Genomic DNA, 22,155 nt, shown 5'->3' on the forward strand with positions numbered 1-22,155 from the left:
GCATTCCCAGGCGCACTAAGGATTTCGTCGGATCAAGCAAATCGAGCTAAGGGAGGGCATTGTCAGCCAGAAACAAAACACTGTATAAATAACCAGACCTAAAGCCTGGGAGCGGCCTTTATGCTGGTGCACCTGTCCGTACATAACTACGCCATCGTTGAACATCTCGATCTCGAACTCGATCGCGGGATGAGCGTGATCACTGGGGAAACCGGCGCCGGCAAGTCGATCATGCTCGACGCCCTCGGCCTGACCCTGGGCGATCGCGCCGACAGCGGCGTGGTTCGCCCCGGCGCCGACAAGGCCGATATCCTGGCAACCTTCGATCTGGTCGACATTCCAGAAGCCAGTGCCTGGCTGGCCGAGCGTGACCTGGAGAGCGACGGCCCGTGCATTCTGCGCCGGGTGATCACCGCCGAAGGGCGCTCGCGTGGCTACATCAACGGCACGCCCTGCCCCCTCGGCGACCTCAAAGCCCTGGGCGAACTGCTGATCGATATCCACAGCCAGCATGAACATCAATCCCTGCTCAAGACCGACACGCATCGCCGCCTGCTCGACGAGTACGCGGGAGCAACGGACCTTGCCCGCCAGGTACACCTGGCCGCCCAACGCTGGCGCCAGACCCGCCAGGAGCTGGAACGCCTTTCCAATTCCGGCGATGAGCAGCGCGCTCGCCATCAATTGCTCAGCTATCAACTCGAAGAGCTGGAAAACCTCGGCCTCGGCGAAAGTGAGCTAGAGCAGCTGGAACAGGAACACAAGAACCTCACCAACGCCGAAACCCTGCTGGGCATTTGCCGGCAAGTGGTCGAACAATGCAGCGAAAGTGATTCCGGGAATGTGCTGAACGCCCTCACCGCCAGCCTCAATCGCCTTTCGAGCGTCAACAATTCGATTGGGGCCCTGGGTGAAGCCAGCAGCCTGCTGACCAGTGCACAGATCCAGGTTGAAGAAGCCGTGGGAGAACTGAACCGCTTCCTTGATAACTTCGATGCCGATCCAGCGCGCCTTCAGTACCTGGAGGAACGCCTTGATGCGATCTATACCATGGCGCGCAAACACCGCATCCAGCCGACTGAAGTGGCCGAGATGCAGCAGCGTTTGCTGGATGAAATTGAAACCCTGAATGCCAACGACGAATCCATCGAGCGACTGAGCGATGAACTGGCCTCCTATGCCCGTCATTATCAGGAGAAGGCTCGTGAGCTGAGCGATTTGCGTCATCAGGCGTCGAGCAGCCTGGCTTGCGCCGTAGAGCAGGAAATCCAGCGACTGGGCATGCCCGGCGGGCGCTTCACTATCGAACTGCGCCCCAACAGTAGCGATGAACTGCTACCCAATGGCCTTGAGCAGGTAGAGCTGCTGGTGAGTGCTAACCCGGGCCAACCGTTGAAAGCGCTGGCAAAAGTGGCATCCGGCGGCGAATTGTCACGGATCAGCCTGGCGATTCAAGTGATCACCGCGCAGACCTCCCGCGTACCGACCCTGGTGTTCGACGAAGTGGACGTGGGCATCGGCGGCCCGACCGCCGAAATCGTGGGCCAATTGCTGCGTCGACTTGGGGAGCGCGGGCAGGTATTGACGGTAACTCACTTGCCCCAAGTAGCAGCGCAGGGACATCAACATCTATTCGTACACAAAGTGCGCGGCGAAGATGCCACTCACACAGCCGTCTCCAAGCTGAGCAAGAACGATCGTGTTGAAGAAGTGGCGCGGATGCTGGGAGGCATCGACCTTACAAAGGAATCTCTGGCTCATGCCAGGAAAATGGTCGTCACCGCGAAAATTTAAGACCAGCAGAAAGCACGAAGGCGACCCTGGGGTCGCCTTCGCTCGTTTCGCGAACCTTAAGTTCGCGCGACATGCTTACTTTTTCTTGCGTACGTACAGTACAAGGTTGTGATCAACCATCTCGAAGCCATACTTGTCGACGATTGCCTTCTGCAGTCGCTCGATTTCTTCGTCGAAGAATTCGATCACTTCACTGGTCTCGACGTTGACCATATGGTCGTGATGCTTGCCGTCGTCCAGTTCGAAGACCGCATGGCCCCCGTCGAAGTTGTGCCGCACCACAAGGCCTGCTGCCTCGAACTGGGTCAGGACACGGTAAACCGTGGCCAGACCGACGTCCTCACCAGCCTCCATCAGCGCCTTGTAGACGTCCTCGGCACTCATGTGGCGTTGCTCGGCGGAATCGAGCATTTGCAGAATTTTGACCCGTGGAAGGGTCACTTTGAGGCCGGCTTTGCGTAGTTCGCTATTTTCAACCATGGTCAGCTTTCTCGCGATGCTGCTTCGCAGCTTCTCTTAATGCGGGTATGATCGGCGTTTACGTTGTCCCAGCCAAGATAGTGGAAGTCGCCCACCGATGCAAAACACCAAGCTCTTGCTAACCAGTTTCACCTTTGTGGGACTGCTCGCACTCGCCGGTTGTTCATTCCCCGGGGTTTACAAAATCGACATCCAGCAGGGCAATGTCGTCACGCAGGACATGATAAACCAGTTACGCCCGGGAATGACCCGCAAGCAAGTACGGTTTATCATGGGCAACCCTCTGTTGACCGACACGTTCCATGCCGATCGCTGGGATTATCTGTACAGCCTGCAACCGGGTGGTGGTGAACGCCAACAGGAACGGATTAGCGTTATCTTCAACCCAAATGACCAGCTTGTCAGCCTCTCTGGTGATTTCATGCCAGGCGTGAGCCGCGACGAAGCCATTCTCGGCAAGGACAGCGGCGCTACAGTTGCTGCGCCAGCAGAAAACGCCGAGAAGCCGAAACCAGAAAAACCGGTCAAGCCAGGTTCGTTGCTGGACCAGATCCAGAAGGATGTCGACGGTGTAGAAACCGCTCCAGTCCCGACTCCAGAACCTCTGGAAACCTCGCCGCAATAGTTTGCGACGCAATAAAAAACCCGGCATGTCCGGGTTTTTTATTGTCCAGCATTTGAGCGAATCACTGATTCCGGGTTTTGGCCTCAGCAGCCTTGGCTGCGCGCAACCGACGAACTTCTTTCGGATCAGCCAGCAATGGCCGGTATATCTCGATGCGATCTCCAGCCTGGGCAAGATGCCTGTCCGGATCAGCGATCACTTTACCGAAGATCCCCACCGGACAACTGGCCAGATCCAGCTCCGAAAACGCCTCGCCGATGCCTGACTTCAGCAAAGCCGCCCGCACGGTTGTTCCTGCCGGAACCGTCACCGAGAGAAGCACCTGACGATCAATGGCGGCATACACCACCTCAACGTCGATCACGGCCTCAACCATGCATCTGCTTGGCGCGTTGGCAGAAGGCATCCACCAGCGTATTGGCCGCCTGATTGAACAACGGCCCCAGGGTCGCGCGGACAATCGGCCCGGCGTAATCGAACGACAGGTCCAGGCTGATCTTGCAGGCTTTCTCGCCCAACGGCTTGAACACCCAGACGCCATGCAATTGATTGAACGGGCCTTCCTCGAGGTTCATCTCGATCGAATGCCCAGGCACCAGCGTGTTGCGCGTTACAAAATGCTGGCTGAGCCCGCCCTTGGCCACGCCGACGCTAGCGCGCATATGCTCAGGAGAACTCTCCAGGACTTCGGCCGAGGAGCACCACGGCAGGAATTCCGGATAACGGGCCACGTCGTTGACCAGGTCATACAGCGCTTGTGCCGGGTACGGCAGCAGGGCCGAACGTTGAATGTGTGTCGTCATGTCAGCGTCACTTCCACAGCTGGGCGGCAAACACTACGAGAATGCCGATGGGCGCCACATAGCGCATCAAGAACAAGGACAGGGTGAACAACACCGGGCTGCGGATCGACAACTCGTCTCGTACCGCTTCACGCCCCATCACCCAGCCTGCAAACACCACGAAACACAAACCACCGAGTGGCAACATGATCCGCGAGGTGAAGAAATCAATCACACCAAAGAAGTCCAGGCCACCGGCCGCACCCCATTGATAGAGGTGGAACACCCCGCCTTCGTTCACGAAAAATTTGGCTTCTTTCCAGATATTGAAGGAAAACACCGTGCCCAGACCGACAAACCAGCAGATAAATGCCAGCCAGAAGGTGACCCACGCGCGGCTGACTTTCGTGCGTTCAACCAGGTAAGCCACCATCGGCTCAAGCAGGGAAATCGCCGAACTCCAGGCAGCAATCGCTACGAGCACGAAGAACACTACGCCCATCAACTGGCCGAACGCTACGTTACCGAAGGCAAAGGGCAGACTGACGAACATCAGGCCAGGACCTTCGCTTGGGTTCAGACCGCCAGCGAACACAATCGGAAACAACGCCAGGCCGGCCACCAGGGAAACGAAGGTATCGAGCAGTGCCACGCCGACGATGGTGCCGGAAATCGATGAGTTCTTTGGCATATAAGCGCCGTAAATCATGATCGAACCGACGCCCACGCTCAGAGAAAAAAACGCGTGCCCCATGGCGGGCAGCAAGCCGTCGAGTACTTTTTCCGGGTGGAAGTCGAACATGAAATGCACGCCTTCCATGAAATGCCCGGTAGTCATGCTGTAACCCAGCAGAACAATCACCATCACAAACAGCAGCGGCATCATGATCCGCAAGCTGCGCTCCAAACCTGCAACCACGCCTTTGGCGATCACCACGGCCGATAGCAGCATGAAAATCGTGTGCCAAAGTGTCAGGCGCCACGGATCAGCAATGACATTGCCAAAGTACGCGCCGACCTGGTCGGGCGTTGCACCCTGGAAGTCGCCACGGCCCATGTCGATGATGTAATCCAGAGACCAGCCGCCCACCACACTATAGAAAGACAGGATCAGCAATGCCGTGATCATCCCGGCGAATGCGCCCCAGGACCATTTACCCGAGTGCCCGGCTTCCAGCGCCAATACCTTTAAGGCGTTGGCCGGGCTTTGACGTGCACGACGGCCGATCAGGGTTTCGGCCAGCATGACCGGCACACCGATCAGCGCGATACAGGCCAGGAACATCAGCACGAAGGCGCCGCCGCCGTAGACGCCGACCATGTACGGGAATTTCCAGATACTACCCAGGCCCACGGCCGAGCCCGTCGCGGCGAGTATGAAGACCCAGCGGCTAGCCCAACTGCCGTGGACAGAAACCTTGTCTGTCGACATCGTTATCACGCCCAAGCGTTCAAAAAAGAGGCCGCATTGTCCGGGATTCAATCAACCTGCTCAAGCACGTAGCGATACCGTAGCCGACTCGCGTGCAACTCCCTATAATGCCGCCCCTATGGCTAAACAGAAGAAACACCCAACAGGGACCATCGCGCAAAACAAAAAGGCGCGACACGATTACTTCATCGAGCATAAGTTCGAGGCTGGTCTGGTCCTGGCCGGCTGGGAAGTAAAAAGTCTGCGGGCAAGCAAGCTACAACTGGTTGACAGTTACGTACTGCTCAAGGATGGCGAAGCCTGGCTGCTCGGCAGCCACATTACGCCGCTGATGACCGCCAGCACCCACGTCATAGCTGATCCGACCCGCACCCGAAAATTGCTGCTCAACCGGCGCGAGCTGGAAAAGCTGGCCACGGCCGTGCAGCAAAAAGGTTATGCCTGCGTGTGCCTGTCCTGGTACTGGAGCAAGCACATGGTCAAGTGCGAGATCGCCCTGGGCAAGGGTAAGAAGGAATACGACAAGCGTGATACCGAACGCGAACGCGACGCCGGTCGCGAGTTGCAGCGTGCGGTGCGCAACAAGGGCAAGGAAGATTAATCTTTCAGCCTGAGCGTTGTGGCGCTAGCGAAAAGATCGCAGCCTGCGGCAGCTCCTACATAGATCGCGTATCCATGTAGGAGCTGCTGCAGGCTGCGATCTTTTGTTTCAAACAATCACATCCCCTTGCGCCGCTCCGCCCGAGCCATGCGCTGTACTTCTTGACGCACTTCTTCCAGCACTTCCTGCACGTACAAAATGTGTCGGCTGGAGACTTCCCGCGCCTGCTCGGCCCTTCCTTCAATAATCGCCAGGTACAACTCCCGGTGTTGCGTGATAAGCATGTCGCGAGTTTCTGTACGCTGCTTGTACATCCCGCCGATATTGGTCACCACGTTGCGTTTGAGCAGATCGAACAAGCCGCGAATGGTGTGCAGCAACACCGCGTTGTGACTGGCCTCAGCAATTGCCAGGTGGAATTTCGCATCCGCTGCCCCCTCTTCCGCCCGACTTACCTCGTCGTGACGCGTATAGCAGTCCTGCAATTCGTTGAAGGCCGCGGTCAATCGCTCGCGATCAACGTCCGTAGCACGCATGGCTGCGTAATAGGCGCAGGAGGCTTCCAGGGTGTGACGAAATTCCAGCAGATCGCGCTGCGCTTCAGGGTTGCTTTCCAGCAAATGCAGCAGCGGATCGCTGAAGGTTGACCCCAGCGACTCCACCACATAATTGCCGCCACCCTGGCGACTGACCAGCAAGCCCTTGGCCGCCAGTTTCTGAATCGCTTCGCGCAACGAAGGGCGTGACACGCCGAACTGCTCGGCCAACGCACGTTCGGCCGGCAAGCGCTCACCCGCCTTCAGCGTGCCCTCGAGAATCATCCCCTCGAGCCGCTCGACAATATCGTCAGACAAACGGCGCTGACGAATTTGATCAAACCCCATAACTCAATTCTCCACGATCCCGACGTCTCGCCGGGGTCTCTATTCTGGCCTATCAGGGCTGTGTCAGCACCTGCCAGACGGCATTTGGTCGAACGGACCAGATGACTTCTGCACCGCGTATTCGACAAAAGTTTTAGAGCGGCAAATTGACACGCCGCCTACAAGGCTTTTACCCTAGCCAACAGCGATTGTAAATTGGTATTACCAATTATCCAAGAACGCTGACCAGTGCCTGACCAACAACAATTAGGGGCCACCCCATATGCAAACCTGGCAACAGCTCTATACTCCGCTCGGCAGTCTCGGCGTGTCCGCGCTCGCGGCCGTTATCCCCATCGTGTTTTTCTTCCTGGCATTGGCCGTGTTCCGACTCAAAGGACACGTGGCCGGCAGCATCACACTGGCCTTGTCCATCGCCGTGGCGATCTTCGCCTTCCAGATGCCCGTCGACATGGCCTTCGCCGCCGCCGGCTATGGTTTCGCCTACGGTCTGTGGCCGATTGCCTGGATCATCGTGGCGGCGGTATTCCTCTACAAACTGACGGTCAAGAGCGGTCAGTTCGAAGTGATCCGCAGCTCGGTGCTGTCGATCACCGACGACCAGCGCCTGCAAGTGCTGCTGATCGGCTTCTGCTTCGGCGCCTTCCTGGAAGGTGCCGCCGGTTTCGGTGCGCCGGTCGCGATTACCGCCGCACTGTTGGTAGGACTGGGCTTCAACCCGTTGTACGCTGCGGGCCTGTGTCTGATCGCCAACACCGCACCGGTCGCTTTCGGTGCCTTGGGGATTCCGATCATTGTCGCCGGGCAAGTTACCGGTATCGACGCGTTCAAGATCGGCGCCATGACGGGCCGCCAACTGCCGCTGCTGTCGCTGTTCGTGCCGTTCTGGCTGGTGTTCATGATGGATGGCCTGCGCGGCGTTCGCGAAACCTGGCCGGCAGCACTGGTGGCCGGCTTGAGCTTTGCCATCACCCAATATTTCACATCGAACTTCATCGGCCCGGAACTGCCGGACATCACCTCGGCCCTGGTCAGCCTGATTTCCCTGACACTGTTCCTGAAAGTCTGGCAACCGAAACGCGCCGCAGGTCAACACATCGTCGGTGCCGTCTCGGCTTCCGTGGTGAGCGCCAGCGCTGGCGGTTTCGGCCTGCCGCGCAGCACCGTGGCTTCGCCCTACAGCCTCGGTGAAATTCTCAAAGCCTGGTCACCCTTCCTGATCCTCACCGTGCTGGTGACCATCTGGACCTTGAAACCTTTCAAGGCGATGTTTGCCGCTGGCGGGTCGATGTACAGCTGGGTGTTCAACTTCGCGATCCCGCACCTGGACCAAATGGTGATCAAGGTCGCACCGATCGTGGCCGCTCCGACCGCTATCCCGGCGGTGTTCAAACTCGACCCGATTTCCGCGACCGGCACGGCGATTTTCTTCTCCGCGCTGATCTCGATGCTGGTACTGAAGATCAATGTCAAAACTGGTCTTACCACTTTGAAAGAGACCTTCTACGAGCTGCGCTGGCCGATTCTGTCCATCGGTATGGTGCTCGCCTTTGCCTTCGTCACCAACTACTCGGGCATGTCTTCGACCATGGCTCTGGTACTGGCCGGCACCGGCGCAGCCTTCCCGTTCTTCTCGCCGTTCCTCGGCTGGTTGGGTGTGTTCCTGACCGGTTCCGATACCTCGTCCAACGCACTGTTCAGTTCGCTGCAAGCGACCACTGCGCACCAGATCGGCGTCAACGATGTGTTGCTGGTTGCGGCGAACACCAGCGGTGGCGTGACCGGCAAGATGATCTCGCCACAATCGATCGCCGTGGCCTGCGCCGCGACCGGCCTGGTAGGCAAGGAATCGGATCTGTTCCGTTTCACCCTCAAGCACAGCCTGTTCTTCGCAACGATCGTCGGCCTGATTACCTACATCCAGGCCTATTGGCTCACTGGCATGTTGGTGCACTAAGGACTACAGAAAACACCGATAAAACCGACGCCGGACCACGATTCCGGCGTCAGCTATTCACAACCCGGTCTGTAAGGCTGCTGAAAGCTTGCCTCTCTATATTCAGCAGCCTCAACAGACGGATAACCGGGACTACCCGGAGACACGCCTGATGAGCGAGCTTTTTTACAACGCAGCGCCGAATGCGACCCGCGTCGCCCCGCCACTGCCCGAGCCTCGGCAATACCCCAGCGAGAAACCGTCACGGGTCTACCTGTTCGGAACCTGCGTGGTGGATTTGTTCTACCCTGAAGCCGGGATGGACGCGATTCACTTGCTGGAACGCGAAGGCATTCGTGTCGAGTATCCGCAGGGGCAAAGCTGCTGCGGGCAACCGGCCTACACCTCGGGTTACACCGAGCAGGCGAGGACCGTGGCACGCTCGCAACTGGCGCTGTTTGCCGGGGACTTTCCGGTGGTGGTGCCATCGGGATCGTGTGCCGGGATGTTGCGCGAACACTACGTCGACTTGTTCAAGGACGAGCCGGACACGCTGATACAGGTTCAGGCGCTGGCTGCCCGGACTTATGAACTGGCCGAGTTTCTGTTGTTTGTCTGCCAGGTGCAGCTCAAGGACAGTGGCGAGCCAGTCAAAGTAGCGTTGCACACGTCGTGCTCGGCACGCCGTGAGATGAACACCCACTTGCATGGCCGCGAGTTGTTGGCGCAGCTGAGCAATGTGGAGCGAGTCGACCACAACCATGAAAGTGAATGCTGTGGCTTCGGTGGGACTTTCAGCGTCCGTATGCCAGACATTTCCGGCGCGATGGTGGCTGACAAGACCCGGTCGTTGAAGGAATCCGGCGCGCACAAGGTACTCAGTGCCGATTGCGGTTGCCTGATGAACATCAACGGCTCACTGGAGAAACAGCAGGAAGCGTTGCGCGGCCAACACCTGGCCAGTTTCCTCTGGCAGCGAACCGGAGGTGTTCAATGAACGCTTCCGCGATTATTCCTACGGTTGCCGTGGAAGAAGATTTTCGCACCCGGGCTCACAAGGCGTTGGGTGACAAGCAACTGCGAAATAACTTTCGCACGGCGATGGATTCGCTGATGACAAAACGGGCAGCGTCCTTCAGCGATGCCCACGAAAGAGAACATTTGCGAGTGCTGGGCAATACTGTCCGCGCCCGTGCTTTATCCAAGTTGCCCGACCTGCTCGAGCAGCTTGAACAGAACCTGACCCGCAACGGTGTGACAGTGCACTGGGCGGAAACGGTAGACGAGGCCAATGGCATCGTCCTCTCGATCATCCGCGCTCACGAGGGGCGGCAAGTGATCAAGGGCAAATCGATGGTCAGCGAAGAGATGGAAATGAATCACTTCCTCGCTGAACAGGGCATTGAATGCCTGGAATCGGACATGGGCGAGTACATCGTCCAGCTCGACCACGAGAAGCCTTCACACATTATTATGCCGGCGATCCACAAGAATGCCGGTCAGGTCGCGTCCTTGTTCCACGACAAACTTGGCGTGGAATACACCAAGGACGTTGACCAACTCATTCAGATCGGTCGCAAAGTCTTGCGGCAGAAATTCTTCGAAGCGGACATCGGCGTCTCCGGCGTGAACTTCGCCGTGGCCGAAACCGGCACCTTGCTGCTGGTGGAAAACGAAGGCAACGGGCGCATGACCACCACGGTGCCACCGGTGCACATCGCCGTCACCGGCATCGAAAAAGTTGTGGAAAACCTGCGCGATGTGGTGCCGCTGCTGTCACTGCTGACCCGTTCAGCCCTCGGCCAGCCGATCACCACCTACGTCAACATGATCTCCGGCCCGCGCAAGGAACATGAACTCGACGGTCCGCAGGAAGTGCACCTGGTATTGCTCGACAACGGTCGCAGCCAGGCCTTCGCCGACAGCGAATTGCGCCAGACCCTGAACTGCATCCGCTGCGGCGCCTGTATGAATCATTGCCCGGTCTACACCCGAATCGGCGGCCATGCCTATGGGGAGGTTTACCCTGGGCCTATCGGAAAAATCATCACCCCGCACATGGTCGGTCTGGCGAAAGTCCCGGACCACCCGAGCGCCTCGTCGTTGTGTGGCGCTTGCGGTGAAGTCTGCCCGGTAAAAATTCCGATTCCGGCACTGCTGCGTCGCCTACGGGAGGAGAACGTCAAAGCCCCGGACAGCCCTCATCAAGTGATGCGCGGCCAGGGCAGCAAGTACTCGCGCAAAGAACGGTTTATCTGGAATGCCTGGGCGAAGCTCAACAGTTCACCCACGCTTTATCGACTGTTCGGCTTCTTCGCTACTCGCTTGCGAGCACTGGCGCCGAGCAACGTCGGCCCCTGGACGCAAAACCACAGCGCACCGAAACCCGCTGCCCGCTCACTGCATGACATGGCCCGCGAGCATCTGGCCAAACAGGGAGATCGCTGATGAGCGCCAAGCAAAATATCCTCGCCAAATTACGGAAAAGTCTGACCGGCGCCACACCGGTGCCTGACGAGTTCGACGTCGAACTGGTGACAGCGCCCTACACGTACACCGCCGAGCAACGCATCCCGCAGCTGCGCAAACTGATGGAAGCGGTACACACCGAAATCCACCTGACGTCCGCCGAAGGTTGGCCTTCGTTGCTTGCTCAATTGTTGCGGGACCGTCAGTTGCCGAGTTTGTTGATTGCACCGACGACGCCTCACGGTCAACGTATCACTCAGCACTGGGCGAAAAATCCTGATCTGCCAACGCTCAAATCCTACGACCGTCCGGTTGAAGAATGGAAGACCGAATTGTTCAATGACACGCCGGCCAGCCTGACCGGCACCCTCGGCGCAATCGCCGCCACAGGTAGCCTGATTCTCTGGCCGACGCGGGAAGAACCGCGCCTGATGAGCCTGGTGCCGCCAGTGCATTTCGCCCTGCTCAAGGCCAGTGAAATCCGCGACAACTTCTATCAAGTGCAGCAGGAATTCGAGTGGGCCCAAGGCATGCCGACCAACGCCCTGCTGGTATCCGGCCCGTCGAAAACCGCCGACATCGAGCAGGTCCTGGCCTACGGCGCTCACGGTCCGAAAGATCTCGTGGTCATGATCCTGGAGGACCAATGAATCTACCCGCGGCTTTCCTGCGAGATGCGCAGCAACTGATTCCCCAGGAGCGACGTTTCGACGATCCGCTGTCAACGTTGGCCTTCGGCACCGACGCCAGTTTCTACCGGCTGATTCCGAAACTGGTGATTCGTGTCGAGTCAGAAGATGAAGTAGTCGCGCTGCTGAAACTGGCGCAACGGGATCTAGTCCCGGTGACCTTCCGCGCCGCCGGCACCAGCCTGTCCGGCCAGGCCATCAGTGACTCGGTGTTGATCGTCCTGGGGGATAACTGGAACGGTCGCGAGATCCGGGGCCAAGGCACGCAAATCCGTCTGCAACCGGGTGTGATCGGCGCACAGGCCAACGCATGGCTGGCACCGTTCGGTCGCAAGATCGGCCCGGACCCGGCGTCGATCAATGCCTGCAAAATCGGCGGCATCGTCGCCAACAATGCCAGTGGCATGTGTTGCGGCACGGCGCAAAACACCTATCACACCTTGGCTGGCATTCGTCTGGTGCTGGCCGACGGCAGCCGTCTCGATACCGAAGATGCGGCGAGTGTTGCGGCGTTTCGTGAGAGCCACGTTACGCTGCTTGAACGCCTGGCAACGTTGGGCCGCGAAACCCGCGCCAATGCCGAGTTGGCGGCGAGAATTCGCCACAAATACCGTCTGAAAAATACCACCGGGCTGTCACTCAACGCCCTGGTGGATTTCGACGAGCCTGTGGATATCTTGAGCCACTTGCTGGTGGGCTCCGAAGGCACCCTCGGTTTCATCAGCGCGGTGACTTACGACACGGTGATCGACCACCCGAACAAGGCTTCGGCGCTGATCGTATTTCCGGACGTGGAGACCTGCTGCAACGCCGTCACCGTGCTGAAAAGCCAACCGGTGTCGGCCGTCGAACTGCTGGACCGACGCAGTTTGCGTTCGGTGCAGGACAAACCCGGCATGCCCGCTTTCGTACAACAGCTGTCGAACAATGCCTGCGCCTTGCTGATCGAATCCCGCGCCGCATCGTCCACACTGCTGCAGGAACAACTGGCGCACATCATGGCGTCGTTGACCTCGTTCCCGGTGGAAAAACAGGTCGACTTCACCGAAGACCCGGTGGAAAACGCCCGGCTCTGGGCGATCCGCAAGGACACCTTCCCCGCCGTCGGCGCCGTGCGCAAAACCGGCACCACGGTGATCATCGAAGACGTGACCTTCCCGGTTGAACAACTGGCCATCGGCGTAAACCGCCTGATCGAGCTGTTCGACAAACATCACTACGACGAAGCGATCCTTTTCGGACACGCGCTGGAAGGCAATCTGCACTTCGTCTTCACCCAAGGCTTCAACAACCCGGAAGAAGTCGCACGCTATCAGGCGTTCATGGACGACGTGGCGCAACTGGTTGCGGTGGAATTCGGCGGTTCGCTGAAAGCCGAACACGGCACCGGGCGCAACATGGCGCCCTTTGTCGAGCTGGAATGGGGCAGCGATGCCTACCAGTTGATGTGGCAGCTTAAACGCCTGCTCGACCCCAACGGCATTCTCAACCCGGACGTGGTGCTCAGCGAGGATCCGCAGATCCACCTCAAGCACCTGAAGCCGTTGCCGGCCGCCGATGAGATTGTGGATAAGTGCATCGAGTGCGGTTTCTGCGAACCGGTCTGCCCGTCGAAAGGCCTGACCCTGAGCCCGCGCCAGCGCATCGTGATCTGGCGTGACATTCAGGCGAAGAAACGCGCTGGCGTGGACACCACCGAACTCGAAGCCGCGTACGAATACCAAGGCATCGATACCTGCGCCGCCACCGGCCTCTGCGCACAACGTTGCCCTGTAGGAATCAACACCGGCGAGCTGGTGAAAAAGCTCCGCAGCCGGAAGGCAACTCATACGAAAACCGCCAATTGGCTGGAAGGCAATTTCGCCACTGCGCTGCAAGGCGCGCGTTTCACCCTGCATGTGGCCAATGGCGCGCGGATGCTGTTGGGGGCGCCACGATTGGCAAAGCTTTCGGCAACATTGACGCGCCTATCCAAAGGTCAGGTCCCACAGTGGACCAACGCCATGCCGCAACCGGAAAAAGCCATTCGCTTCAGCCCGACAGTGTCGGACGAACGCCCTCGAGTGGTGTACCTCGCGGCCTGCGTGTCGCGGGCAATGGGCCCGGCGGCGGGTGATAAAGAGCAAATGTCGCTGTACGACAAAACCCGTGGGCTGCTGGAAAAGGCCGGTTACCAAGTGGTCTTCCCGGACAATTTGGACAACCTCTGCTGCGGGCAACCGTTCGCCTCCAAGGGCTACGCCGAACAGGCCGAACACAAACGCCAGGAACTGATCGGCGCCTTGCTGCACGCCAGTCGCGGCGGGCTCGACCCGATCTACTGCGACACCAGCCCCTGCACCTTGCGCCTCGCCCAGGACTTGGGTGATGTGCGCCTGGACCTGTACGACCCGGTGCGTTTCATTCGTACGCATCTGATGGATCGTCTTGATTTCACGCCCCAGGAAGCGCCAATCGCAGTGCACGTCACCTGTAGCACCCAGCACCTTGGGGAAAGTCAGGCATTGATCGATCTGGCGCGCAAGTGCAGCAAAAACGTGGTGATTCCCGAGGGCATTCACTGTTGCGGATTTGCCGGGGACAAGGGTTTCACTACGCCGCAATTGAACGCTCATTCGTTAAGAACGCTCAAGAATGCGGTTCAGCAATGCAGCGAGGGGATTTCGACCAGCCGCACGTGTGAGATAGGTCTGACGCAGCACGGCGGAATTGATTACCACGGGCTAGTCTATCTGGTGGATCGGGTAACGCAGGCAAGGGTTACGCAAGAGAGATAGAACCCTGACGCGCTGCCGTAGTCCACAGAATTAGCCCGGTCGCTACCGGGCTTTACCCAAACTCGGCAGCCCGTCCTGACGGCCAGCGAAGTCTGGACCCTCAGTTCAAGGAGATACACATGAAACGTTCTGTACTGTTAGGTCTGTTCGTTACTGCCTCGCTGATGGCGTCCACCTCGTTTGCCGCCGAAGACCTCTGTGCGGTCAACTTGAAAACCATCGAAAATGCCAAGGCACAGATTCCTCCGGAAATGACTGAACAGGTAATGGACAGCGTCAAGAACGCCAAAGCCGATCAGGCAAAAGGCACCAAGGAAGGGACTGACGACTGCATCGCCGAGACCACCCAAACCATCCAGGACCTCAAGAACGCGAACAAAGGCGGGAAGTAACCCAGCACAAGGCCAACCTTCGGGTTGGCCTTGTGGGCCTTGTTGGCGTACACCGCACAAGCTAGTTGCTCATCAGGATTCAAAGAGCAACAGGCTTGGGGCTGTTTCGGATTGAAAAAACCGAATTCCTGCGCAGCTTCGTGGTCTTTTAAGTAGGCCCATCAATCGTGGCTTATTTTCCGACCTCGGCCGAGCCGCCCACTCATACGGCAGCACCGAGACCATCAGCACAAGGAGATATCCATGAAACGTACCGCACTCGCTGGTTTGTTCATGTCTGCTGCAATGTTGGCCTCTCCCGTATTTGCAGCGGACAACGACCTTTGTACGAGCAAACTGCAGGAGCTCGAAGCCAAAGTGAATGCGCTACCAGCGACCTCCACCAACGCACCGGAGATCAAAAGACTGCTGGCCAGCGCCAAAACTTCAAAAGCCGCCGGTGACGACAAGAAATGCGCCACCGAGGCCATCCAGGCATTGGCGCTGACAAACTGAGCAACGAACCCAACCCATAATCACTCGCGGCCAACCTTCCGGTTGGCCTTCTGACGTGTGTTGGCGTACACTGCGCAGGCTTGTTGCTCACTTTGATTCACAGAGCAACAGGCTCGGGGCCGTTTAGGATTCGACGCCGGTTGCGAAACTTTAGGTGCATGCCGAGTTGGTAACAGAACTCGTAAATCCACTGTTGCAACTTTCTATAGTTGCCAATGACGAAACCTACGGGGAATACGCTCTCGCTGCGTAAGCAGCCTTAGCCCTTCCCTCCTGGTACCTTCGGGTCCAGCAATCATCAGGGGATGTCTGTAAACCCAAAGTGATTGTCATATAGAACAGAATCGCCGTGCAGTACGTTGTGGACGAAGCGGCTAAAACTTACACAACTCGCCCAAAGCACCCTGCCCGTCGGGTCGCTGAGGGTTAACTTAATAGACACGGCTACGCATGTAGTACCGACAGCGGAGTACTGGCGGACGGGGGTTCAAATCCCCCCGGCTCCACCAAATACGAAGCAAAACAAAACCCGCCAAGTGCGGGTTTTGTTGCATCTGGGGTTTGGTCATATCTGTAGGCAGCATCACCACCCCCGGCAAAAGCAGGCCTGCCCGCGATAAGGCTCGCAAGACCACCACAAAAAACCCCGCAGCCAAGCCATCATCGTCGTCGCGACCTCCCACGGAGACGCCCATGCGCCAAGCCCTCCTCATCATCGACGTCCAGCCCGGTTTCGCCCCACATCAATGGCTCATCGAACGTATCCAGACACTCATCGATACCCTGCCCGGCGTCGCCACCGTCGAGCGCCACGACGAATCCAAAACACCCTTCCCGAAACAACTCGGCGGGCACCCCGCACCAGACGATGACAGCCTGATCCTGGTCGATCGCATTTTCATCAAGCACGGGTGAGTTGTAATCAACGTATTAGTCGGCGATTCAACGCAACTGGACCTATGCTGCGGGCTTACCTGCAACCGCTTGAGCAACCACTCACTCAGGAAGATCAACATGAACATATGGATCGCAGCCGTCCTGGCCGCCATGGTTTCTGTGCCTGTACACGCCGCCTCCGAGATCGCTCATCGTGTCGAGCAGGTCACCTTCAAAAATGGCTCCGACACCGTCAGGTTCGCCCAATCCATCAAAGGCCCGCTCACTGCTCAGTACCGTCTAAACGCCAAGGCCGGCCAAATGATGACCGTGGACTTCAAGTCTTCCAACGCCTCTGCCTACTTCAACATCACCGCGAAAGGTGCGGACTATGCGTTGTTTAACGGATCGATCATGGGCAATCACTTTCTGGGACCATTGCCCGCCGATGGCGAATATACGGTTCAGGTATACCTGATGCGCAACGCCGCTCGGCGCAATGAAGTGGCCAACTACAGCCTTTCATTAAGCCTGAACTCGGGTGATGCGACGGATAGCAACCAGCCGTTCGACCAGACACTTGAATTGCAGGGCATTGGCTTTCACGTGACGAGCGTGTCGATCGATGGAAATCGTGCTCTACGCATTGCCCCCCAAGGTCTGGAAATAGATAACTCAGAGATCGTACGCCCCCTCACCGGCACCATCGTCAGAGCAGAGGTCGCCGACCTTGATCGCAATGGCTCTCCAGAGATTTACGTCTTCATCAGGTCACCGGGACGCGGGATGCCGGGCAAGCTCATTGCTTACGCTGCCAACCGCAAAAAGTCGCTGAGCGAGATTTATCTACCGCCTGTCAGCGAGAACCCGAAAACAGCCGTGGGCTACCAGGGCGAGGATGAGTTTGCCGTGGTGGAAAATGCGTTGGTGCAACGGTTCCCGGTTTATGACAGCACAGATGCCGATGCGGGCAGGACGGGGAAAATTCGGCAGGTTCAGTACACGTTGATGCCTGGTGAGGCGGGGTGGGTTTTGAGGGCTTTGGGGACGACTGAGTATTGAAGGACGCTCGTTGCTGAGTTGCTCCCGTTCGCCCCCACGATCAAAGCCCAAACACTTCGGATGAAGACCCGGAGCCCTTCTACACTCATCTCTCACACGTTCAAAAACACTCATCAAACGAGCCCACATGACCACCCTCAACGACCGCTTGAAGCAAGGCAAGGATGCACGCAAGAACTGCTCCCGCAGTTCGCAGGCGGCCATAGGGAAACTAAATCGCGACCCGCTGCCGCTGATCAAAACGTCCAGTGAAGGCCGCATCAAGTCGCTGGTCGAGTTGCGCTATGGCCGCATGCTGGTCTCGCCGTTTACCTTCTATCGCGGCAACGCGCTGCTGCAAGCCCACGACTTGGCCGCAACATCCAGCATGGGCCTGATATCGCCCATCTGCGGCGACAGTCATCTGATGAACTTCGGCGGTTTTGCAACGCCGGAACGCAATCTGCTGTTCAGCGTCAACGATTTTGACGAAGCCCATCCCGGCCCTTGGGAGTGGGACTTGAAACGGCTGGTGGCGAGCTTCGTGGTGGCGGCACGCGACCTGCGCCATGGCGACACGGTCGAAGAAACTGTCTGCCGCCAGGTGGTCGGCGCCTACCAGCAGACCATGCTCGAATGCGCCGAACAAAGCGCCATGGAAACCTGGTACGAGTCCATCAGTTACCGCGATCTGCGGCAGCAGGCGAGCAAAGCGACACTGGAGCATGTAGAGCGCGCCATCGAAAAAGCTGAACGTCGCACCCATGCTGAACTGCTACCGAAAATCAGTGAACGTGACACACATGGCCGACTGATCATTCGGGATGACCTGCCGGAAATTTTCCATTTACACGAAAACACCACGCTGCTGGATGCCGACGACGACTGGCTGCGCCTGTCGGACTAGCGTGCGCTTTACGACGCCTTCATGCGCGACTATCCCGGCACACTGCAAGCCGACCGTCGTGAGTTGTTGGCGCGTTTTCACGTTCAGGACATGGCGTTCAAAGTGGTCGGAGTGGGCAGCGTCGGGACTCGATGCCTGGTGGCCCTGCTGACCGATGATCAGGAGTTCCCGCTGTTCCTGCAGTTCAAGGAGGCACGTCGTTCGGTGCTTGCCGATTATGTGAAGACTAAATCGCGGGTGCGGCATAACGGTCAGCGCGTGGTCGATGGCCAACGGTTGATGCAATCGGCCAGTGACCTGTTCCTCGGCTGGACCACCGGCCCCAGCGGTCGACACTTCTATGTGCGCCAGTTGCGCGACATGAAAGTCTCGGCTGAACTCGAGACGTTCGATGCGGACACCTTCGCCGCCTACGGACGCATTTGTGGTCGCGCGTTGGCCCGCGCCCATGCCAAATCGTCGGGAAACGCAGCACACATCAGCGGCTACATCGGCAAGAGCGATGCACTGGCCGACGCGTTGTTCAAGTATGCGCAAAGCTACGCCGAGCAGAATGAGCGCGACTTTGAGCGATTCCAGCAGGCTTGCCGCAAGGGCCGTTTGCGGGCACGCTCGGAAGTGGACTTTGCAGCGGATCATTTGCCGTAGGCGTGTCTCAGGGTCTGAAGCGGCGGGCACTCATCGACATGAATTTTTCTTCATCCCACGACCGTTCACCAACGGGTACATTGCGCTCGCTCATTCAAGAAACTACGGTTTGCCCGCCCTCCCGCGGGCTTTTTTTTGCCTGCTGTTTTGTTTTCAGTGGGCTCAAAACAGTATCTATGGGCACTTTAAACGATCAAAAAGCCGATCCGATTTCGCCAAAAAAGCCAATGTTTCCTTGTTTGTGCACCAACCGGAGGGACTTTATAGAGCCATACTCTAGAAAGAGTCAGGTTTTCGGGCCCTGCCGCAATCCCCTGACGCAAACCACTCCCGGCACCGCCATAGGGTGTACCATCAAGCACTGTTCATCGGATATCAGTTAGCCATGTCCACGCTAAGCGAAGAGAGCCGCCAGATCGTAGCTTCTCTGGCGCACCGCGTTGGCCCCAACGCTGACATTGCAACAGTCGCGCAAGCGATCGCATCAATATTGCAGGATATGGACGCAGCCCTCACGCCCATCATCGGCCAACAAGGGGTTGTCGCGCTTTATCGCCGCAGCCTTCATCTGTGCGCCTCCAGGCATCCGCGCCTGGCCGGCACCTATGACAGTGTGCAGGCGGCCTCCCTGGATCTGACTGCCCTCAAGTCCGTACTCGTCGCGCAAAGCGAAACCGATGCGCTGTTTTTCGGTGACGTGTTGCTGACCACGTTTTATGAGCTGCTGACCACGCTGATCGGGCCCTCGCTCACCGCACGTTTGCTTCGTGGCGTGTGGGAACCTTCTTTGAGCGACACCCCTTCGCAGGAAATTTCGCCATGAGCACCAAAGTGACTATCAACCGCCTGGCCACCGGCGTGCCAGGACTGGACGAGGTGCTGGGCGGAGGATTGCCGGAGTTTTCGTTCAACCTGATCGCCGGCCCGCCTGGCTGTGGCAAAACCACCCTGGCGCATCAGATGATGTTCGCCCTGGCGACGCCCGAGCGCCCGGCGCTGTTTTTTACGGTGCTCGGCGAGCCGCCGCTGAAGATGCTGCGTTACCAGCAGCAATTCGACTTTTTCGACAGCGAAGCGATCAACCAGTCGATCCGCTACGTCAACCTGGCGGACGACACCCTGGCCGGGAATCTGGACGAAGTGCTGCGGCGTATCGTCAGCGAGGTGGAGGCTCACTCCCCGTCACTGGTGTTCGTCGACTCGTTCCGTTCGGTGGTGCTGGCCAGCCAGACCCAGGACAACCCGAACAACAATCTGCCGCAGTTCGTTCAGCAACTGGGCATGTTGATGACCACCTGGCAGGCGACGACCTTCCTGATCGGCGAATACTTCACCGAAACCGACACCAACCCGATTTTCACCGTGGCCGACGGCCTGATCTGGCTGCGCCAGAGCGTTCAGCGCAATTCCATGGTGCGCAAGATGGAAATCATGAAGATGCGCGGCCAGCCAACGCTGCCAGGGCTGCACACCTTCCGTATCGCGACGTCGGGGATCAAGGTTTTTGCGCCTGCGGCCCTGAACCCGGTTGAAGCACCACTGGAGTTCCCCATCAAGCGCCTGAAAATGGGCGTGCCACAGCTCGACGAGATGCTGGGTGGTGGCCTGCCCCGTGGTTATTCCTTGCTGGTGGCCGGGCCGTCGGGCTCGGGCAAAAGCATTCTAGCGTCCACCTTCCTCGCCGAGGGCGCGAGAAATGGTGAAACCGGCGTGATCGCGGTGTTTGAACAACGGCCTAATCACTCCCAGAACGCCACCCTTGCGGACCTGATCCAGAGCGGACAGGTCAGTCTGGTGGACAGCCGCGCCCCGGACCTGTCCATCGACGAAATCGTGCATTTACTGCTCAGCGAGATCAGCCGACTGAAAGCCACCCGCGTGGTGATCGATTCGCTGTCTGGCTTCGAACTGGCGCTCGCGCCGACCTTCCGCGAAGACTTTCGCGAGTCGCTGTCGCGCATGGTCACTGCTTTGACGAGCACCGGGGTCAGCGTGTTGATGACCTCAGAGCTGGAAGACCGCTACACCGACCTGCGCTTCAGCCCTTACGGCACGGCATTTCTCACCGACGCCATCATCGTTCAGCGCTACATTGAAGTGCAGAGCCGCTTGCTGCGCATCATGGCCGTGGTCAAGGTGCGGGCCAGCGCTCACTCCGATGAGTTGCGCCAGTACCACATCGACAATAACGGTTTGCACATCGGCGAGATGTTGCCAGACCAGGAAGGCTTACTCGGTGGCCGGCCAACCCGGCAGCGTTTGGGCAAAGACGACGGATGAGCAAAAACCATGAGTGAGGCCAATGGCAAGAACGAGCAAGCGATGGCCACCGCCGCTCGCGAACTGTTCCTGCTCGGCCAGAAAACTGTTGAGGCACGGGCGGTGCTGGCGGCGCTGCGAAAAGAGCTGAGCGACGCCAACACCCGGCTGGTCGATAGCCAGCAGGTCGAGCAACTGATCGAGGCCAATCAGCAATTGGTGCTGGCGATTTTGCTGGCGCAGTCCGATGCAGAAAAACCCCAGCGCACGCAGGAAGAACAACGACTGTTCCTGGAGATGCGTGAAGCCAACGCGCAATTGGTGATCGCGGCCCTCAGCGCGCAAGACCTTCAAGCCTCGGCCGAACACACCCTGGAACAACAACGCAACATCCTCACCCTGGTGGCTCACGAACTGCGCAATCCGCTGACACCCATCAGCATGATCGCCGGACGTCTGGTACGCGTGCCCAGTGAGGAGCTGCCGCGCATGCAGGCACTGATCGAAGGCCAGGTGCAGCACATGTCGCGGCTGGTAGACGATTTGCTCGATGTCTCCCGCGCCAGCACCGGCAAGTTGCGCCTCGATTGCCGCATCGTGGACATGGTGCAGATCATCCATCAGGCCATCGACGTGTGCAGCCCGGTGATGACGGCTCACCATTTGCACTTCACCGCTGAACTGCCCGAGTGCGCGTTGGCGATGAATGGTGACCCTGTGCGCCTCACGCAGATTCTCGGCAACCTGCTGGGCAACGCGGCCAAATACACGCCACCGGGTGGCAATGTCACGCTTTCGGTCACGGCCAAGGACGACGTGCTGGAGATAAGCATTTGCGATGACGGCATCGGTATTTCCGCTCAGGCGCTGCCGTTTATCTTCGACCCGTTTGTGCAGGATGTTCACGCGGTCGGCTTCAATGGCGCGGGCCTGGGCATTGGCTTGACAGTCGTTCGCGAGCTGGTCGAAGCCCATGGCGGCACGGTCATCGGCATGAGCGACGGTGACGGCAAGGGCAGCACCTTTATCGTGACGTTGCCGCTGGCGGTTTGAGTTTTTCCGCAGGCC

19 protein-coding genes, 1 other RNA gene and 2 pseudogenes are annotated in these 22,155 nt (G+C 58.5%); 17 read left to right on the plus strand and 5 right to left on the minus strand.

Annotated elements, in window-relative coordinates:
* Positions 1 to 120 precede the first annotated feature (120 nt).
* Entirely contained in the window at positions 121 to 1,794 is a 1,674-nt protein-coding gene (recN, locus tag JFU47_RS13580) for a DNA repair protein RecN (protein WP_140681657.1), read from the plus strand.
* A 75-nt stretch (positions 1,795 to 1,869) separates the two neighbouring features.
* Here recN and fur read toward each other — a convergent pair whose 3' ends face one another.
* Positions 1,870 to 2,274 carry a ferric iron uptake transcriptional regulator gene (fur, locus tag JFU47_RS13585; protein ID WP_003197684.1) on the minus strand — a complete coding sequence of 135 codons (405 nt, stop codon included), beginning with the start codon at positions 2,272 to 2,274 and terminating at the stop codon, positions 1,870 to 1,872.
* Between the two features lie 97 nt (positions 2,275 to 2,371).
* Here fur and JFU47_RS13590 point away from each other — a divergent pair, with 97 nt between their 5' ends.
* On the plus strand, positions 2,372 to 2,899 hold the full coding sequence (locus tag JFU47_RS13590) for an outer membrane protein assembly factor BamE (protein ID WP_201183508.1): 528 nt from the start codon (positions 2,372 to 2,374) through the stop codon (positions 2,897 to 2,899).
* Positions 2,900 to 2,960: 61 nt separating this feature from the next.
* Here JFU47_RS13590 and JFU47_RS13595 read toward each other — a convergent pair whose 3' ends face one another.
* From JFU47_RS13595 to JFU47_RS13605, 3 genes are read right to left on the minus strand one after another with little or no spacing between them, the layout of a single operon-like run.
* Entirely contained in the window at positions 2,961 to 3,275 is a 315-nt protein-coding gene (locus JFU47_RS13595; RefSeq protein WP_201183510.1) for an RnfH family protein, read from the minus strand.
* The gene (locus JFU47_RS13600) at positions 3,268 to 3,702 is read right to left on the minus strand and encodes a type II toxin-antitoxin system RatA family toxin (protein WP_033058141.1); all 435 of its coding nucleotides are present in this window, start codon (positions 3,700 to 3,702) and stop codon (positions 3,268 to 3,270) included. The genes JFU47_RS13595 and JFU47_RS13600 overlap by 8 nt, the downstream gene beginning before the upstream one ends.
* Before the next feature lie 7 nt (positions 3,703 to 3,709).
* Positions 3,710 to 5,113: a sodium-dependent transporter gene (locus JFU47_RS13605; RefSeq protein WP_123365208.1), complete on the minus strand. Its 1,404-nt coding sequence runs from the start codon at positions 5,111 to 5,113 to the stop codon at positions 3,710 to 3,712.
* Positions 5,114 to 5,231: 118 nt separating this feature from the next.
* Here JFU47_RS13605 and smpB point away from each other — a divergent pair, with 118 nt between their 5' ends.
* Positions 5,232 to 5,714 carry an SsrA-binding protein SmpB gene (gene smpB, locus JFU47_RS13610; protein WP_008149046.1) on the plus strand — a complete coding sequence of 161 codons (483 nt, stop codon included), beginning with the start codon at positions 5,232 to 5,234 and terminating at the stop codon, positions 5,712 to 5,714.
* A 116-nt stretch (positions 5,715 to 5,830) separates the two neighbouring features.
* On the opposite strand, the gene JFU47_RS13615 is transcribed toward smpB, so the two are convergent.
* The gene (locus JFU47_RS13615) at positions 5,831 to 6,598 is read right to left on the minus strand and encodes a GntR family transcriptional regulator (protein ID WP_201183512.1); all 768 of its coding nucleotides are present in this window, start codon (positions 6,596 to 6,598) and stop codon (positions 5,831 to 5,833) included.
* A 262-nt stretch (positions 6,599 to 6,860) separates the two neighbouring features.
* Here JFU47_RS13615 and JFU47_RS13620 point away from each other — a divergent pair, with 262 nt between their 5' ends.
* From JFU47_RS13620 to JFU47_RS13685, 14 genes and pseudogenes are all read left to right on the plus strand, one after another.
* Positions 6,861 to 8,555 carry a lactate permease LctP family transporter gene (locus tag JFU47_RS13620; protein WP_201183515.1) on the plus strand — a complete coding sequence of 565 codons (1,695 nt, stop codon included), beginning with the start codon at positions 6,861 to 6,863 and terminating at the stop codon, positions 8,553 to 8,555.
* Positions 8,556 to 8,706: 151 nt separating this feature from the next.
* Positions 8,707 to 9,531 carry a (Fe-S)-binding protein gene (locus tag JFU47_RS13625; RefSeq protein WP_201183517.1) on the plus strand — a complete coding sequence of 275 codons (825 nt, stop codon included), beginning with the start codon at positions 8,707 to 8,709 and terminating at the stop codon, positions 9,529 to 9,531.
* Entirely contained in the window at positions 9,528 to 10,982 is a 1,455-nt protein-coding gene (locus JFU47_RS13630; protein ID WP_201183519.1) for a LutB/LldF family L-lactate oxidation iron-sulfur protein, read from the plus strand. The genes JFU47_RS13625 and JFU47_RS13630 overlap by 4 nt, the downstream gene beginning before the upstream one ends.
* Positions 10,982 to 11,653, plus strand: coding sequence for a LutC/YkgG family protein (locus tag JFU47_RS13635; RefSeq protein ID WP_201183521.1), 672 nt, complete (start codon positions 10,982 to 10,984; stop codon positions 11,651 to 11,653). Before JFU47_RS13630 ends, JFU47_RS13635 begins: the two co-directional genes overlap by 1 nt.
* Positions 11,650 to 14,469 (plus strand): FAD-binding and (Fe-S)-binding domain-containing protein, encoded by a 2,820-nt coding sequence (locus JFU47_RS13640; protein WP_201183523.1) that lies wholly within the window; start codon positions 11,650 to 11,652, stop codon positions 14,467 to 14,469. Before JFU47_RS13635 ends, JFU47_RS13640 begins: the two co-directional genes overlap by 4 nt.
* A gap of 119 nt (positions 14,470 to 14,588) precedes the next feature.
* Positions 14,589 to 14,861, plus strand: a complete 273-nt coding sequence (locus tag JFU47_RS13645) for a hypothetical protein (protein WP_201183525.1) — start codon at positions 14,589 to 14,591, stop codon at positions 14,859 to 14,861.
* Positions 14,862 to 15,104: 243 nt separating this feature from the next.
* A complete protein-coding gene (locus JFU47_RS13650) occupies positions 15,105 to 15,356 on the plus strand; it encodes a hypothetical protein (protein WP_111450480.1) in 252 nt (83 codons plus the stop codon).
* A 115-nt stretch (positions 15,357 to 15,471) separates the two neighbouring features.
* Positions 15,472 to 15,865: a transfer-messenger RNA gene (gene ssrA, locus JFU47_RS13655) on the plus strand.
* Between the two features lie 184 nt (positions 15,866 to 16,049).
* A pseudogene (locus tag JFU47_RS13660) lies at positions 16,050 to 16,268 on the plus strand (hydrolase); the annotation flags it as partial.
* 102 nt (positions 16,269 to 16,370) lie between these two features.
* Complete coding sequence (locus tag JFU47_RS13665) at positions 16,371 to 17,294, plus strand: hypothetical protein (protein WP_201183527.1); 924 nt, start codon at positions 16,371 to 16,373, stop codon at positions 17,292 to 17,294.
* A gap of 127 nt (positions 17,295 to 17,421) precedes the next feature.
* A pseudogene (locus tag JFU47_RS13670) lies at positions 17,422 to 18,828 on the plus strand (DUF2252 domain-containing protein).
* A gap of 346 nt (positions 18,829 to 19,174) precedes the next feature.
* Entirely contained in the window at positions 19,175 to 19,651 is a 477-nt protein-coding gene (locus tag JFU47_RS13675; protein WP_342215377.1) for a hypothetical protein, read from the plus strand.
* Entirely contained in the window at positions 19,648 to 21,108 is a 1,461-nt protein-coding gene (locus JFU47_RS13680) for an ATPase domain-containing protein (protein WP_201183529.1), read from the plus strand. The genes JFU47_RS13675 and JFU47_RS13680 overlap by 4 nt, the downstream gene beginning before the upstream one ends.
* Positions 21,109 to 21,117: 9 nt before the next feature.
* Positions 21,118 to 22,140, plus strand: coding sequence for a sensor histidine kinase (locus JFU47_RS13685; protein WP_201183531.1), 1,023 nt, complete (start codon positions 21,118 to 21,120; stop codon positions 22,138 to 22,140).
* Positions 22,141 to 22,155 lie beyond the last annotated feature (15 nt).

Origin of the sequence: Pseudomonas sp. TH39(2020), assembly GCF_016650715.1 — a bacterium.
Lineage (GTDB): Bacteria > Pseudomonadota > Gammaproteobacteria > Pseudomonadales > Pseudomonadaceae > Aquipseudomonas > Aquipseudomonas mandelii_C.

What these genes read in the sequence shown, in the direction of transcription:
- recN (WP_140681657.1), top strand. Translation starts at nt 121, where the DNA reads ATGCTGGTGCACCTGTCCGTACATAACTACGCCATCGTTGAACATCTC.
- fur (WP_003197684.1), bottom strand. Translation starts at nt 2,274, where the DNA reads ATGGTTGAAAATAGCGAACTACGCAAAGCCGGCCTCAAAGTGACCCTT.
- JFU47_RS13590 (WP_201183508.1), top strand. Translation starts at nt 2,372, where the DNA reads ATGCAAAACACCAAGCTCTTGCTAACCAGTTTCACCTTTGTGGGACTG.
- JFU47_RS13595 (WP_201183510.1), bottom strand. Translation starts at nt 3,275, where the DNA reads ATGGTTGAGGCCGTGATCGACGTTGAGGTGGTGTATGCCGCCATTGAT.
- JFU47_RS13600 (WP_033058141.1), bottom strand. Translation starts at nt 3,702, where the DNA reads ATGACGACACACATTCAACGTTCGGCCCTGCTGCCGTACCCGGCACAA.
- JFU47_RS13605 (WP_123365208.1), bottom strand. Translation starts at nt 5,113, where the DNA reads ATGTCGACAGACAAGGTTTCTGTCCACGGCAGTTGGGCTAGCCGCTGG.
- smpB (WP_008149046.1), top strand. Translation starts at nt 5,232, where the DNA reads ATGGCTAAACAGAAGAAACACCCAACAGGGACCATCGCGCAAAACAAA.
- JFU47_RS13615 (WP_201183512.1), bottom strand. Translation starts at nt 6,598, where the DNA reads ATGGGGTTTGATCAAATTCGTCAGCGCCGTTTGTCTGACGATATTGTC.
- JFU47_RS13620 (WP_201183515.1), top strand. Translation starts at nt 6,861, where the DNA reads ATGCAAACCTGGCAACAGCTCTATACTCCGCTCGGCAGTCTCGGCGTG.
- JFU47_RS13625 (WP_201183517.1), top strand. Translation starts at nt 8,707, where the DNA reads ATGAGCGAGCTTTTTTACAACGCAGCGCCGAATGCGACCCGCGTCGCC.
- JFU47_RS13630 (WP_201183519.1), top strand. Translation starts at nt 9,528, where the DNA reads ATGAACGCTTCCGCGATTATTCCTACGGTTGCCGTGGAAGAAGATTTT.
- JFU47_RS13635 (WP_201183521.1), top strand. Translation starts at nt 10,982, where the DNA reads ATGAGCGCCAAGCAAAATATCCTCGCCAAATTACGGAAAAGTCTGACC.
- JFU47_RS13640 (WP_201183523.1), top strand. Translation starts at nt 11,650, where the DNA reads ATGAATCTACCCGCGGCTTTCCTGCGAGATGCGCAGCAACTGATTCCC.
- JFU47_RS13645 (WP_201183525.1), top strand. Translation starts at nt 14,589, where the DNA reads ATGAAACGTTCTGTACTGTTAGGTCTGTTCGTTACTGCCTCGCTGATG.
- JFU47_RS13650 (WP_111450480.1), top strand. Translation starts at nt 15,105, where the DNA reads ATGAAACGTACCGCACTCGCTGGTTTGTTCATGTCTGCTGCAATGTTG.
- JFU47_RS13665 (WP_201183527.1), top strand. Translation starts at nt 16,371, where the DNA reads ATGAACATATGGATCGCAGCCGTCCTGGCCGCCATGGTTTCTGTGCCT.
- JFU47_RS13680 (WP_201183529.1), top strand. Translation starts at nt 19,648, where the DNA reads ATGAGCACCAAAGTGACTATCAACCGCCTGGCCACCGGCGTGCCAGGA.
- JFU47_RS13685 (WP_201183531.1), top strand. Translation starts at nt 21,118, where the DNA reads ATGAGTGAGGCCAATGGCAAGAACGAGCAAGCGATGGCCACCGCCGCT.